Source organism: Mucilaginibacter jinjuensis (assembly GCF_028596025.1).
GTDB classification, from domain to species: Bacteria; Bacteroidota; Bacteroidia; order Sphingobacteriales; family Sphingobacteriaceae; genus Mucilaginibacter; species Mucilaginibacter jinjuensis.
In genome coordinates this window covers 2,174,049-2,189,305 of the sequence record NZ_CP117167.1, presented here as the reverse complement: position 1 = coordinate 2,189,305, position 15,257 = coordinate 2,174,049, and the positions used below count along the sequence as shown (strand labels likewise).

Below are 15,257 nucleotides of genomic sequence, written 5' to 3'. Positions count from 1 at the left end.
CTACTTTTCGCGGCCGTAAAATGCTGCAAGTTTACCGGACAGGCTTTACATACGCGCGTTGAAAGCATTCATTTAAATCCATGCACGACAATTAGGTGAGCATGTAATAATTATGTATTTCATTTTTCTTTATAGGAATCTGAGTAATAGATAAAGGAGGGCAGCTAATCCAGCCGCCCTCGTGAAATTACTTCCAAAGTGGATTTTGCGTTAAAATACCTTTTGATGCATCAATAGCGGACTGAGGGATCGGCCATTGATAAAATTTAGGATTATTGAAAAAACGCTGCTCAATAACCGTTTTCGGGTATTTATTAATGTGCCCGTTAGCTGTACTGATATCCGAGATACCGGCAGATGCATCCACTGTATAAATCGGTCCTTGCATTACCTGCTCACCGATCCTCCAGCGCAACACATCAAAATAACGTAAACCCTCACCAGCCAGTTCAATTCGCCTTTCATGCCTGATAAAATTACGCAAATTGTCCTGCGTAAGTGCCAAACCATTGATCTGGAATGTTTTCGAGATGCCGGGCATTCCTGCTCTGGTGCGGATTTGGTCAAGTACCGCGATAACATCGGCCGATGGCCCTCCTACTTCATTTTGCGCCTCCGCGTAATTCAGCAGCACCTCGCCATACCGGAAAGCTTTCCAATTATTAGTACCTGAACGGACGTAATCATAGCGATCAACATTTTTGCACCACGAGTAGCCGGACCTTGATCCTAAGTCACCGCCTATGCGGTCGCCCTGGTTGTTGAACGGGTCATACTGATTGATATTGGCAAAATATGGATAGGCGTAAATATCGCCGGGGCATAATACGGTTTGCCTCAAACGCGGATCACGGTTACTGTAAGGGTCAGTAGCAACATAAGCCGGATCTTTCGTATAAGGATAATACCCGTTTTTACTTTCGTAATCATTTACAAGCTCAGATGTAGGATCAAGTATATTTCTTCCGTTCATCAATGCCTGCGAGCCCAATATATCCCGCAGACCGTTCTGATGAACGGTAAGCGTATATCCAAACGACCAGATGTCCTCGGAAGAATAATCGCCGTCCTTTTGGAAGAAATCGAAGTAATTCGGATAAAGCGTATAAACGCCAAGATCCATAACAGATTTCGCGGTTGCCGCAGCATTCGTGTAATCCCCGGTATATAAATAAATCCGCGTTTTCAGGGCTAGTGCTGCGCCTTTGGTTGCACGACCCAGGTCGGCCCCGGTGTAGCTGAGGGGTAAATCCGCCGCCGCTTCATCAAGCCATTGAAGTTCATCCTTTACAATAGCTGCTTTGGCTGTTTTAGGGATATCGGCCGCGTTGGGATCCGTAATTAAAGAGTTCACCAGCGGTACGTCACCGTAAAGGGTTGTCATGATAAAATACCGGTATGCAAGTACAAATTTGACTTCGGCGATCAAACGTTTTTTAAGGGCAGGGTCCATGTTGGGCACCTTATCCACGTTAGCAAAAAAACTGTAAGCCTGTCGCATAGGTGCATAGCTCCATTCCTTATCGCTGATCGTCGCGTCCTGTGTACTATTGCCAAACCGGCGGGTGTTAGGGTCATTACTGATGCCGTTATCACTCATGCCTTCATAATAAACGAAGTTATCCTGGGGCATATAAGTATACATACGGGTAGCAAACATAGTGGCGTCATCGGCGGATTGCCAATACGTTTCGTCAGTAATCTGGTTGAGTGGGTGCTGATCAAGCAGATCTTTCTTGCAGCTGCCAAGCGTAAGCGCGGCAACCATAAAACCCACAATAGCCAATATCTTATGTGTATGTTTTTTCATCATCATTATCGCATTAATCGTGGTCATTAAAAAGTGACATTTAAGCCTACACTAAGGTTACGAACCTGCGGGTAGTTGGATCCATCGCCGTAGTTGGCAATTTCCGGGTCAAGGCTTTTAGGGAAATTCTTGCTGGTGATCAGGAAAAGGTTATCTCCGGCAACAAAAAATCTCGCTGCGCTGATTCCAAGTGACTTAACAAGAGAATTGGAAAAGGTATAACCAAGCTGCGCATTTTTGAAACGCATATAAGCGGCTTTGAATAACCACCAGCTGTTAAACTGGGCATTGTTAATTGACTGATCCGTTCGTAGCACCGGATATCTGGCATTCGGATTTGCAGGCGACCAGTAGTCGAGTTGTGACTGCAGGATATTGCCGTCGCCGTTAAAGAAGAATGGCACCTGCGCTCCCCCTGAAACCCGTAGTAAATTGCTCATCACGCCTTGCATTAAAATTGAGACATCAAAATTGTGGTAAGATGCTCCCAAATTAATACCATAGCGATAATGCGGCGTTGCCTGTCCTAATAAGACGCGGTCATCAGGCGTGATTTTGCCGTCACCGTTTACGTCCTTAAATTTAATATCACCGGGAATATTTCTGGGATCCTGTGTTGCATGGCTATTAATATCAGCCTGGGACTGGAACAAGCCTTCGGCCTGCAAACCGTACCAAACCCATCTGGATTGCCCTACGATAAGCGGGTTATCGCCATAGCTCGGTCCTGTACCAAGATCGAGAATTTTGTTTCTGGCGTCAGAAAAGTTAATCGCAGCATGGTAAGATAGCTTACCAATATTGTTCTTATAAGCAACATTGATCTCAAAACCCTGGTTCTGCAGTTTGCCCACGTTTTGTTCCGGCGCGTCTATACCAAATGTAGTGGCTACACTGGGTGAACGCAAAATGCCTGTAGTTCTGTCTCGGAATAAGTCAACATTAACATCCAGATGTTTTAGGAGCGTAATATCCAAGCCAAGGTTAACTGTCGTTTTTACTTCCCAAGTCAGATTTGGATTTGGCGAATTATTATAATAGGTAGTTGTAGAAGCAGCCTTATTAAGGACATATTTGTCCTGACCAATAGTATTGGACCCGGGATAAAGCCCTGACGCAGTCTGATCGCTGAAATCCTGAAAATTTTGGCTACCGGCGTTCTGGTTACCCACCTGCCCTATTGAGCCCCTGAATTTTAAAAAGTTGATTACATTAGATGATTTCAAAAATGATTCTTCTGACGCCACCCACCCTAACGAGACCGATGGGAAAAACCCGTATTTTTTATTGGTAAAAATTGACGTGCCATCATACCTGGCATTTGCTTCTAACAGGTATTTGCCATTATAAGCATAATTGATACGTCCAAAAAATGATCGTAAGCCATATTCTTTGGCAAATCCCGTCGCGTTAGTAAGCGTAGGGTCGCTGGAACCCGCATTGATCTGATCGAGGTCATTGTTTAAAAACCCGTACCTAATAATGCTGTTATAATCGAGCCTTTCGTATTCCTGTGAAAATCCTAATAGTGCTTTAATCTTATGCTGATGAATTGTCGTATTGTAATTCAGGGTAATCAGGCTGGTTGGATGTACGTCTGAATAATTGGTCTTAACGGCCGAGTTCGGATCGTTGTTGTAGACCACGATCTGCTCGTCGTCATTATACAACGGATATTTATTATTGAAGGCCGAAGTAAAGCTGTTAGTGTAGTTATAGCCATAAGTTCCATTTAGTATTAAATTATTTAATATCTTAAATTCAGCCAGGAAATTAGTGTTAATCGTATTCAGGGTTTCATTTTGTACGCCTCCCTTGGTCATTATATCGTTGGGCTGCGAACCGCCGCGATAGCTACGGTCATGCCCCGCTGCAGTATATGGATACTCAGTTACCGGTACAATATAAGACCATTGTAACGCATTACCTATCCCATACGCAGGCTGCTCTTTATCTTCTTTTGTGAGCACCGAATTAATTCCGAGTTTAAGTCGCTTGTTAACCTGCACATTTACATTCGCGCGGGCACTATAACGTTTGTAATCCACATTTTTGATCAAACCACCCTGGTCCAAATAACCGCCTGACACATAATAATCAGTGTTGTTTGATCCACCTGCTATGCTAAGGTTTTGTTGGTTTTGCATAGCTTGGTTATCCAGTATATAAGGAAGCCAGTTTGTGCTGGGTATAGCGCCAGATTTGTACTTCTGAACAAGGTCCGGAGTAAACTTAACTTGTGCGCCTGGATTATCATTTAGCTGCGCCTGGTTATAGAGGTCGACAAACTGAGGTGCGTCAACAAATTTAGGCAGCCTTGCAGGACGTTGAAATCCGAACATGCTGCTATACTGTATAATGGATTTACTATTCAGTTTACCTTTTTTAGTGGTTACCAGCAATACCCCACCTGATGCCCTTGCACCATAAATAGCCGTTGCCGAGGCATCCTTCAAAACACTTATGGATTCAATATCATTCGGGTTCAGGTAGTCGATCCCATTAACAGCCATACCATCTACGATGTACAGTACGGGATTATTGGATAACGTACTATTACCTCTTATATCAACTTGGGTTGATCCATAGCCTGGGTTGCCGTCGGTCTGCTGAATATTAAGACCTGCAGCTTCACCCTGTAATATGTTTAGCACGGAAGGAACTGCCCTGTTTTCGATTTGCTTTGAAGAAACTGTTTCCACTGAGCTGGTGAGGGTTGCCTTTTGTTGCGTGCCATAACCTACAATGACTACTTCACTCAGGCTTGCAGAAAGCGTGTTTAGCACAATAGAAAGGTTTTGATTTTCTGAATTTATGCTGATTGTTTTTTCGAAACGGGAAAAACCAACGCTGGTAGCTACGATGTTGTAACTACCTTCAGGCACACGTTCAATTTTACTTTCTCCATTTTGATCTGTAATAGTGCCCTTCTCATAATTAACTCCTTTAATGCCTATTGTCACACCAAGTACAGATTGTCCCTTCTCATCTTTAACCGTAACATGAAGGTCTACGGTGGATAAGGCAGATTTGATACGATCTAAAAGCGTCACTTCCTTTTTTTGGATCACGATACTTCTTTTCGAAATAATGTAAGTAAGAGGCAGACCCTCAAAAAGTTGCCCTAATGCCGCGTCCAGTGTCGCATTTTTAATATTGACTGACAAATTTATCTCTGACACATCTTTGTCTTCCCAAAAGAAACGATACCCGGTTTCTTTTTGAATTTGCTTAAACATATCTGTTAAAGGCTTATTCCTGGCGCTAATGGAAACAAGTTGCCCGTAACTTTTAGCGGAAACCTGAAGGCAAGCGATGGTTACCAGGATGAAAATAAGTTTCATTACCATCAAAAATTTAAGTACAGCACGCCGTTCTCCAAAGATGCGTGCCGCACACAAGTTTAAATTCATACTTTTGTACGTTTGGGTTAATAGTGAAATACATTGTTGTCTTTAGTGGCTGTTTTTACAGCTGTTAAAGGGATAATCCAGACGGCGTCGGGGATGGGTTCCAAGCACTCCCCGGCGTTTTTTTTATCCCATGTCAATTGAATGATAATTATTTCCTCATAGGCATCACGTTATTTGTTTATATATTGGTTATTGCATAATAATAAGCCGCTTCTGACCTTTTCCGGTTTCAGGCTTTTCTATCCTGAAATGCACACTCCCTAATTCCAGCACCCTCAGGGCCTCCACCAGCGTGTAGCCTCTTTCGATTTCACCAGAAAAATTTCGTGGTTTAAAGTCTCCCTGGTAGACGGCTTCAATGTTATACCATCTGGCGAACTGGCGCATCAAGTCATGAAGTTCTGTATGATTGAAAACGAAAATGCCATTCTTCCAACCCACTGCATCCTCCGGATTAACAGTCCTGATTTTTAGAAACTGGTCATCAAGTTCGGACTGCTGCCCGGGTTTGATGATGACCGTCTTAGCGGTTTCATCGATGGTGGTGACCTGAACCGATCCCTCCAGTAAGGTGGTTTTTTGAACGGTTTCATTAGCGTAGGCGTTTACGTCAAAATGTGTTCCAAGTACCCTGACACTTTGCTTGGCCGTATTCACAAAAAAAGGCTTGTCTTTATTTTTGGCGACCTCAAAGTAAGCCTCGCCGCTAAGGTTCACAGGGCGCACTTTGTCTTTGAACATAACCGGGTAGGTCAACCTGGACATAGCGTTCATCCAGATTTTAGTACCGTCTGCGAGCATGACACGAAATTGTCCACCTGCCGGTACTATGAGTGTATTGATGAATGAATCGGCCTGCGCCGGTTTGCCTTTGGTATGATAAGAGATCAGCCCCGCTGAATCTTTGTTGATGACAAGACCGGGTTGAGTGTATATTGCCCCTACCCTGGCTTTTTGGAGATCTATGACAGATCCGTTGGACAACACTAGACGGGCGATGTTATTACCAGCCTGAACATCATTTTGAATGCCGCTTACTTTTTCAACATGAAATGATCTAACCAGGATAAATATAAAAACTGGTAAGATCGCAGCGCAGAGTGCGTACAAATAATGATTTGATTTCTGCACCCGGGAAATCCCGGTAATCTTTTGCGAGATATCGCGCTCAATGTTTGCAAACATTTTGCGACGGATTTGTGCTGACTCATTTTCAGATAAGCCATCTGTTAAGTTGCGTGAATTTTCGAACGACTGGTACCAGGTATCCAGTTCCGCCAGTTCCTGTGGAGTGGCCGTATTTTTTTGATATCGGTCGAGCAGATAGAGGATCCTGTTTTCTTCGTAATTCATCTACGCCATTTATAGGAAGTCACTTCAAAAGACCGGAGGTGCTATTCAAAAAAAATTATTTTTTATCTTTTTAAAGGAAAAAAGTCAAAATCTTGACCGTGGATATCGTCAAATGCAGAAAAAGGCAAAAAATAACAGCAGATCGTGAAAAAAAATCCGCACACGAAGCAAATTTCCGACACGATATACAGAATAATGGTTATACAAACCGCTAAATAATTTAATTACTTTAGAAAAGGAACTGCCAGAATAATAAAAAGCACAAAAGTTTCCCAATGATCCTCATTGAACTCTGACCTTAAAGCCGCTATAGCTTTGGTCAGGTGTTTTTTTACCGTACTTAATGAAATGCCCATAAGTTCGGCGATCTCCTGCTGACTTAAGTGTTCGAAACGGCTTAGCAAAAACACCTGCCTGCATTTATCCGGAAGCTTGTCGACAGCGATCTTGATCCTGAGTTTAATTTCTTTAAGATTAACTACTTCATCCGGCATCAGGGGTGAGATTTCATTTTGCCGGATGATCTTGCTGAGATGAAGGAGGTGAACCTGTTGAGAACGGTAGATGTTAAAAACTTTATATTTCAACGCCGTTTTCAGCCATGCTTCGAGGCTTGTGGTTATTTCTACTTCCTTCCTTTTGATAAACAGGGTCACAAAAACTTCCTGAACAATTTCCTCCGCGGCTTCCCGGGACTTCAGTCGCTGGTAAGCCGTATTTAATAAGACCTCCCAGTATCTGGAATAAATTTCGGTGAACGCATCGTAATCATCCCGAATTCTGAGAAGGGAAAGCAATTTTTTATCAGTAAAAATAGGGAGCTGATATTTACGCATTGATGATCACCGTAAGAGCAAATCTAAGGTTATTACCATTTATTTTAAATAGAAGTTAAATAAATGTTATCATCAAAATTCGGTGGCAATGAACATCTGTAAGAACCAATAAGAATCATGTTGCCCAAACGGACTTTCTATGGCAGGCTTCGCCGGAAGATTATTAAAACGCTAGGCGCTTAGGCCATATTTAGAATCCGTCACTCCTTTTTAGTTGTTTATCCAGTTCCAACGCTGCACTAATAAGTGCAAGATGCGTGAATGCTTGCGAAAAGTCACCCAAGTGCTGGCCTTTCTTTCCAAGTTCTTCACTGAATACCCCCAGGTGATTGGCATAACCGATCATCTTTTCGAAGCTTTCCACTGCCAGGTCCAGCTCCCCGCTTTTGGCCAATGCCTCAATATACCAGAAAGAACACATATTAAACATTCTTTCTTCCCCGGCGAGCCCATCGGTATTTTCCAATGTATTCCGATAACGATAAATTAGCACATCCAATCCGGGGAATTTTGAAAATAAGGGGGGATTGCTCCCCCTTTTAGAATTAGTTATAAATCAATACATCGCTTACCTGTAATGCAAAATCACGGCAAAGGTTGAATACGGTTTGCGCCCGTTGTTTGGCTGTACCGTCCATAATAGATTTAAAATTTGCTTCATCACTTTTGAAACTGCGCACATTCTGAAAATAACCTGTTACGCTGTTATAAGCACCAACACCGTTCCTTACGGTAATCGTACTTTTTAACAGGTAAAGGAGGTCCTTAACAGTAGAAAGCCTATTCCCGAGCCCTGGTTATTGAACCTGTCTTTTGCTTTTAAGGTGAAATTATTACAAAAATTTGCTCCAGAAACTCCTCCCGGATACCTTTTCCATTATCCGCTATCTCCAGATAATACCCGTCGTCTTCGGAAAATCTATTGTTATGATGCACTCCGTTTTGTAATTGTACCGGATGGCATTGCTGATTAAGTTCATCAGAATCTGTTCAAAGGCAATTATGCAATAATGAATCGTATACCTGCTTTCTGGACCTATAAGTTTCACATCGTCAGGAACCACCAAAAGCCCCAGCACCTTATTTATTAATGTATTCAGATCAAAGTCCCGCTTTTTTTCGAGCAATAAAGTTGGGTTTTTAGAATAAGCCATCATTTCGTCAACGAGCACCAGGAGGTTATCGGTGGCGGTAATATTTAAATTGACCAGTCGTAAACAACTTTCATGTTCGCGGATCTCCGGTCGCATGCGTAAAGCCTGTGAAGTGAGTTTGATACTGCTGAGCGGGTTTTTAATGTCGTGCGCTGCCATAGAAGCAAACTTCTGGATCAGCACATTTGCACTGATCAGTTCCTGATTTGTTTGCTGCAATGTTGACACCTTACGGCGCAGTTCTATCTTGTCAACCACCTGCTTAGCCAGCGCTTTCAGTGCATCAGCCTGTTCGGCGCTAAACTCATGCGATTTTTGGTCAAGGACACCTAGCGTACCTAATGCCAATCCGTCTTCATTGATTAGTGGAACGCATGCATAAAAAGTCACATTGGCTTCAGTTACCACCGGATTCCCGGCAACCCTGTCTCTCCTGCGCAATCAAGTCATCCTTAAATAAAAAACTAACTTGCTGATATAAGGCCATTAGCTCAGGCTCTATAGAAATATCGCCTGCTCGAGAATAGTATCGTGATGCAATTCAAGTTTTGTAAGGTCGAATGGGACGACAAAGTCTGGTTTGAAACCAATGCCTTCATATATTTTTCCGTCAACATATTTAAACTCAGCCGAGGATTCAGTAACATTCATAAAATTCGATACGGCGAACGGCCCACCGTAATATAAATAGCCCGACGCAACCGGTCCCGTAGCTCCCCATGTTTGTTCTCCTATAAAATGCCCATCAGGCAGCTCATGAATAGCCATTACAATAGCTTCAGCCAAAGAAATTGTAAAACTATCTCCTAAAACTATTATAGGGATTGACAATTTGTTTATATTGGACGAAGGTTGAATAATTGCTTCATTCCAAGGTGTATAACCAAGTTTACTCAAACCAGTCTTATATCGGGTATATCCTAATTTTAATGGCTTAGATATCAAATGCCCGATCAAGAAATTCAGATCCTCAATATTACCGCCAGGATTGTTTCTGACATCAATTATGACCTTGCTTACTGACTCGGAATGGTTAGTCAATTGATCGAAAAAGAAATCTATACATGATTTTGCACGATTACCTTTCGATAAATAGGCTTCTTCCAACCCAAATCGGTCGCAATTAAAGTAAAGTATATTTTTATGAATAAATGCGCAGGCCGTAGTCATTCGTAAAGAATCGGATGTAATGTATGTGCCTGTTAGATAACCTGCGTCAAAGTAACTACTATCAATTTTCAAGTAAGGAAATGGACTATGAAAGTCTGACCGCTTGGATTTTCGCACAAGGGCTGGATAAAAATCCGATTGAGAAATTAATGGCGAGTCAAAATGAAGAACAAAATGTGAATCTATCAGCGAGGCTGACATTTCAGCAAAATACTCCTGTGATTTTATAATGTCAGCATCTTTGCTAATATCTAATGCTTTGAACAGCGGCTTATATTTGACATATGTATTGTCCCAATTGGTCGTATCAATATCCCAGTACATATATTTTGTATTCATCTGGCTCCAATAGCTTTCAAAAATTTGCTCAAAATCAGTTGCAGGACCTGCAGCATCCTCTTTGTTTTTTTTGCAGGATGCTAAAAGTATTATTAGGAAAGTAATAAGCATCTTATTTTTCATGAAATTGCTTTTGAAAAGAAAATGATTTGATGATTCCAGATGTGAAATATATCGTTTCATTGACGGACAGATTTTTACCGGCCGCGTCCGATTTTACCTGATTTGTTAAATCCCTGGAAAGCAGAGTCTTAAAAAAGATATTAAACCCAGAATATATCGGATAAGTGCATCCAATTGCACTGATAATTCCGAACTGAAAACGATTTATATTCCGGGTATTCAACGCGATTTTCCCGTCGTACCGGGTTAGTGAGTTATCAGATCCCAAATCATAAATGTCAGGTATTACCCCTTTTATATCAGCAGTCACCCAGTAACCGCCATAAAATCCACCCTCCATTAAACATTTAAGCTTAGAACCAATCCTGTACCCAAGTTTAATGGGTACTTGTATATAATTGTTGTTAAACGATTCGTATAAACCGCTAAACTGGCCGGTTTTATCAAGTGTATAGCTTTTAACGGCGAACTCGGGTTCCGTTAGTAAATACAAATGTTGGTTGAGCTTAACTTCAAGAGGAATGCCAAGTAAGACACCCACATTTGGCCTTATCCGGGCATTATCCGGCAAAATAGTATGGAATTTATTCAATGAACTACCCCCTTCAAAACCAATAGATGTTTGCGCATAGGTTTTGACTATGCTGAAAAAAAATATAAATAAATATGTAAGTCTATACATTAATAATGAGCAGGCTGATTTTATGGCTTAATTTTCGAGTTCGGGACGCAAAATTCATGATAAGTACATGATTATCAATTATTATTACACCAATATTAAAAGTTATATTAATAAGTTTGTCAAACTTAAACACTCATCATGATGAAAAAGCACCTTATGTTGATCGCCACTAGCCTGTTGTTATTGGCCAAAACTGGACAATGTCAAACTAAAGTTGAACGATTCTGCGTTATTCATGCAGAGGATTGGACACCAAATTTTGCCACGCTTAAAAAAGTGACGGTCGATTACGGACAGATTGAAAGTATTCGCCAATTTAAAGACACGACGGAGACAGCCAAACTGGAAACTGTAAAGAAATGTAAAACCGAATCGGGTGTGCTTAATTACATGAACACCATTGGATGGACTTGGGTTAGTACACGCGAACCGGATCATTTGAGCATGATTATTATGGTATTTAAAAAAACCTTTAATGTGGATGAATTGATAGATAGTCATATAAAATAGCCTAAAATTACCTGATAATTGTTACGGAACCTGTTAAAGTAGTGGATTGGTCAGAAGGGTTTAATTCTATTACATAATAGTATGTCCCTACCGGCAATAATGATCCCTTACAGGTTCCGTTCCAATCTGAATAATAACCAGTTGAGAAAAATACTGACTGGCCGTATCTGTTATATATCGTGATTCTACAATTCGGATAAAATAATATTCCTGGTATATGCCAGGTGTCGTTAACACCGTCACTATTGGGGGTAAAGGTATTGGGTATCACAAGTAACGGAGAGGTAACGTTAACTGTCACAGATGCTACTGCTGCACAGCCATCGAGAGACACTACTGTTAATGTATAGACTGTTGTTTTATCGGGACTTGCTAAAGGAGCTTTAACATATGCATTATCTAATCCACTATTAGGTGACCATTGGTAAGTGCTAACGTTGCCGGTTATTACTGGGCTTATAATTACATTTTTTCCTGCTGCTATGCTGAACGAATTAGGGAGACTTATGATGGGTAATTCTGCTACCGTTGCCGTAATTTGATTAGATAGAACTGCGGGAGAGCAACTCTGCGGACTGTCCAGAATACAGTCGACCTTGTCGCCATTTTTTAAAATGGCTGAAAAAGTCTTACCATGGTTACCCGTTTCTGATCCGTTAATTCTCCAGGTTAAAGTCGGCTTTAGCGCATTGTTAAGTACTGCATCGAAACTAATAGGACTTCCTGTACAGACCTGACTGTTAACAGAACTGATTACGATAGACGGAGAAATAACAGAATTTATTTTTACAATATAGTTATTTGAATCGTATGCAAATGGTCCTAAGCAGGGAGAACTACCAAAAATTTTACAAGTTAATATATCGCCATTTTTCAGGCTCGCGCTTTGAAAAACAGAATCTGTAATCGTAGTAATTTTACCGTTTAAAATCCATTTATACGTTACACCCTGGATATTGACAGATAACACCGGTTTATAGCGAAGCAAAATTCCGGGACAGGAAACAGTGTCTATGCTTAAAATTTTAACATCAGGTATTTTATCTGGATATACTTTAATATTGATAATATTAGAACTTACATTTCCCGAGCATGATGTAGGAATAATGTAACTGATCTTATCCCCGTCTTTTAAATCAGAAAGTGTTATATTTTGCTGATATGCATTTTTTATGTCGTTACCGTTCAGTTGCCAGTTTCCATAGGCGTAATCTAAACCCGTTATTGTTTTCGTAAATGTAGCCGTGTTGCCTGAACAAATGGCGGTATCCGTGCTGCTTACTGAAATGATTGGTAACGGTACCGTTTTATCACCTAACGCCTTTACTAATACTGAGTCCTGATTGCCATGTTGATCTTGAGCTCGCAGCATCACAAATATAGTATCGTTTAAATATAAGGTCACTTCAGTTCCAGGGGGTAATGATTGGGTGACAGTTACTTGATCGCCACAACTTGTGTTAACTTTTGCAAATCTTGAAAAATCAGGTAAAAGCCCTACACAATTTCCATAGGTAGGAATTTTAAGTAATCCAACAGGATAAAGTATTTTGAGTTGCTCTTTAACTTTTACCATGATGCTAGTTTCCGCCGAATTTACACCGTCCTGAACCCTAATATCAATTTGTTGAAGCCCTATTTGAGCACAACTTACTGAAGATGGAGTCATTGTGATCGTTGCACTGCCACTTATTCCTGAAATGTGTGCTAAGTCTCCAATTGCTAATACTTTGTTTCCGGTAGAATCCAACGTTATTTCTACATCATTTGAAATAGGCGCAATCACAATTTGGGCTTGCGCATAGCTGATGCAGAACAAACCGCTTATCCAGATGAAAATGATAAATAGATTATAGCATAATTTGGAAATCATTGTCTTTTGAAAAACAGCCTGGGGCTTATATATTGTGCCCCAGGCTACAATTGTTATGGATTGGAAAGTGTTGCTAAAAATGTTTTGACTATTGTAACGGGGGGCGTTGTGGTATTATTCGGTGTAACAGCAACTGTCACCCTAACCAATGCCGTTGCGGCTGTCGCGGCCATTTTACCACCGTCTATGGTTGTATTTTTCACCAAAGTCAGGTTTGATACTGCTTCAGTTGATTCAGTATAATTGTAAAACGAACTGCTTGCATCAAAATTCTCCAACAAGATTTCAGCGTTCTGCACTGTAATGGTTGCTGCGGGAACGGTCGAACTTCCTGCAATAACTGCGGGATTTTTCTGTATGGAACTTAAAAATGTCGGATCTATTGTGAGCCTGTTGACGTAATAAGCATTAGATGGTCCATCCCATGAGCTAGGCGCTGTTGTTTTTGTGCTTGTAATATGTACTACAGGCTTACTTGGAAAATTGAAAACTCCTAATGGAGATTGATATATCGGTGTAGGCGCGCCAACAGTATTGGCAATTGTCTGTCCCGGTACTACGAGATTATTAGGTGTAAGTGGTTGACTGCCGGTTATTGTTCCATTCAATGAAATCGCGGAATTCATTTTAAGGTCAACTTCTTGTGTATTTCCGCTGTTTCCTCCAAATATACCGCTTAACAGCCCAGTTATATTTCCAGCCAATCCCCCTGTGGCGGCGCTGGTCATATTTGCCGACATTGTTCCAAGTAGGCTAAGCCCCGCAGTACCATAAATTTCTGCGGCTCCAATAATTCCATTTACTATGGCGCCAGCCCAATTAAATCCAGACGATTTTTGAGTAATGTTTCCAGATATAGTCCCCTGCTGGGTGCCATTTAAGTTAATTTGAGAAATGCTTACTGTTTTGGAGTGCCAGGTGAAACCGAGACCGGGATATGAAGTTGAAGCAAAATTAGGATCATAGGCAATTTCATACTGCATAGCATACCAGCCGCCCCCGTAGGCAACAGGATTATTGTTGGTTTTTACAAAATCACTAATATTACCGGATGGATCGACGATATCTCCCCCTTCGAAATTCAGCATTTTAGATGTTGTATTAGTATTGGAAGATATGGCCAACCCATGTTCTATATCACTATTATTGGAAATATAAGAAGGCGGAATGTATAAGTAAAAACGAAGCAATCCTCTGTATACATTATAAAGCGCAAAATAAAGACCTCCTGCAGGTTGACCGGAAGCTGTCGGTATCACAGTGGTGTTAAATGTGTCATAAACCAGTTGCCATCCATCACTTTGCTGATAGTCACTAACGATTGAGGCATCAATCGGCGATCCGGATTGACTTTGCCATGGCATTGAAACTGGTGTTGCACTGGCAGAAACGGGCATTGTCGACGCGCTATACCAAGGAAAATTGTAGTTTGGGCTGTCCTTAACTTTAACAATGTTAGGCGCGATTTGTAATTTTTCTTCTTTTTTACATCCTGTGAAAAGGGCTGTGCAAGTCAGAATACTCAAAAATGGTTTTTTGAAATTTTTCATGAATAAGGATTTAGTATAATTAATTATGTGATTTGCTGGATAACCTGGCCATTAGGCCATAACGGTTTTATACGAGCCCAAAGGCTAGTTATATATGCTAAAACTTAGAAGCTTTTTGTTCCCTTTTTAGTATAAAAAATCAGGAAGCAATCCCGTTGAGGAGTGAAAATTAAACGGGGTTCGAAAAAATGTTGTGATCGGGTTCATAGGGGTATTAGGTCTAAAAATGTTTCTGTGATAACTTTTAATTAAACACAATTTAGGATTAATCAATTTAAATTAAAATATTTAATTATTTTTTTTAAAAAAAAGTGAAAATTACTAAAAAAATTATCAGTTTTAAACTAAAACGGAATATTTTAACCTGAAATTTCTGTTATTCTCAAAAGTATGACCTGAAAAAAATAGCTCAACAGACAATTGGACACTAACAGAACAACTTAT

Annotated in this window: 12 protein-coding genes; 1 reads left to right on the top strand and 11 read right to left on the bottom strand. The window is 40.8% G+C overall.

Annotation, left to right across the window (positions count from 1 at the left end; genetic code table 11):
* Window positions 1–187 precede the first annotated feature (187 nt).
* The 9 genes from PQO05_RS09940 to PQO05_RS09900 form a co-directional block, all read right to left on the bottom strand.
* Window positions 188–1,837: a RagB/SusD family nutrient uptake outer membrane protein gene (locus PQO05_RS09940; RefSeq protein WP_273632622.1), complete on the bottom strand. Its 1,650-nt coding sequence runs from the start codon at window positions 1,835–1,837 to the stop codon at window positions 188–190.
* A complete protein-coding gene (locus PQO05_RS09935; protein ID WP_273632620.1) occupies window positions 1,837–5,154 on the bottom strand; it encodes a TonB-dependent receptor in 3,318 nt (1,105 codons plus the stop codon). Before PQO05_RS09935 ends, PQO05_RS09940 begins: the two co-directional genes overlap by 1 nt.
* Window positions 5,155–5,412: 258 nt before the next feature.
* Window positions 5,413–6,576 (bottom strand): FecR family protein, encoded by a 1,164-nt coding sequence (locus PQO05_RS09930; RefSeq protein WP_273632619.1) that lies wholly within the window; start codon window positions 6,574–6,576, stop codon window positions 5,413–5,415.
* Between the two features lie 224 nt (window positions 6,577–6,800).
* Window positions 6,801–7,412: an RNA polymerase sigma factor gene (locus PQO05_RS09925; RefSeq protein WP_273632618.1), complete on the bottom strand. Its 612-nt coding sequence runs from the start codon at window positions 7,410–7,412 to the stop codon at window positions 6,801–6,803.
* A gap of 190 nt (window positions 7,413–7,602) precedes the next feature.
* Window positions 7,603–7,878, bottom strand: a complete 276-nt coding sequence (locus PQO05_RS09920) for a hypothetical protein (RefSeq protein ID WP_273632616.1) — start codon at window positions 7,876–7,878, stop codon at window positions 7,603–7,605.
* Window positions 7,879–7,957: 79 nt separating this feature from the next.
* On the bottom strand, window positions 7,958–8,092 hold the full coding sequence (locus tag PQO05_RS09915) for a hypothetical protein (protein ID WP_273632614.1): 135 nt from the start codon (window positions 8,090–8,092) through the stop codon (window positions 7,958–7,960).
* A 204-nt stretch (window positions 8,093–8,296) separates the two neighbouring features.
* Complete coding sequence (locus PQO05_RS09910) at window positions 8,297–9,007, bottom strand: GAF domain-containing sensor histidine kinase (RefSeq protein ID WP_273632612.1); 711 nt, start codon at window positions 9,005–9,007, stop codon at window positions 8,297–8,299.
* Between the two features lie 57 nt (window positions 9,008–9,064).
* Complete coding sequence (locus tag PQO05_RS09905; RefSeq protein ID WP_273632610.1) at window positions 9,065–10,198, bottom strand: S41 family peptidase; 1,134 nt, start codon at window positions 10,196–10,198, stop codon at window positions 9,065–9,067.
* Window positions 10,188–10,880: an outer membrane beta-barrel protein gene (locus PQO05_RS09900; RefSeq protein ID WP_273632608.1), complete on the bottom strand. Its 693-nt coding sequence runs from the start codon at window positions 10,878–10,880 to the stop codon at window positions 10,188–10,190. Before PQO05_RS09900 ends, PQO05_RS09905 begins: the two co-directional genes overlap by 11 nt.
* 138 nt (window positions 10,881–11,018) lie before the next feature.
* Between PQO05_RS09900 and PQO05_RS09895 the strand changes: the two genes are divergently transcribed.
* Window positions 11,019–11,390 carry a hypothetical protein gene (locus tag PQO05_RS09895; RefSeq protein ID WP_273632607.1) on the top strand — a complete coding sequence of 124 codons (372 nt, stop codon included), beginning with the start codon at window positions 11,019–11,021 and terminating at the stop codon, window positions 11,388–11,390.
* A gap of 7 nt (window positions 11,391–11,397) precedes the next feature.
* Here the strand turns inward: PQO05_RS09895 and PQO05_RS09890 are convergent, their stop codons facing one another.
* Complete coding sequence (locus PQO05_RS09890; protein ID WP_273632604.1) at window positions 11,398–13,263, bottom strand: T9SS type B sorting domain-containing protein; 1,866 nt, start codon at window positions 13,261–13,263, stop codon at window positions 11,398–11,400.
* A 53-nt stretch (window positions 13,264–13,316) separates the two neighbouring features.
* Window positions 13,317–14,813, bottom strand: a complete 1,497-nt coding sequence (locus PQO05_RS09885; protein ID WP_273632602.1) for a hypothetical protein — start codon at window positions 14,811–14,813, stop codon at window positions 13,317–13,319.
* Between the last annotated feature and the right edge of the window lie 444 nt (window positions 14,814–15,257).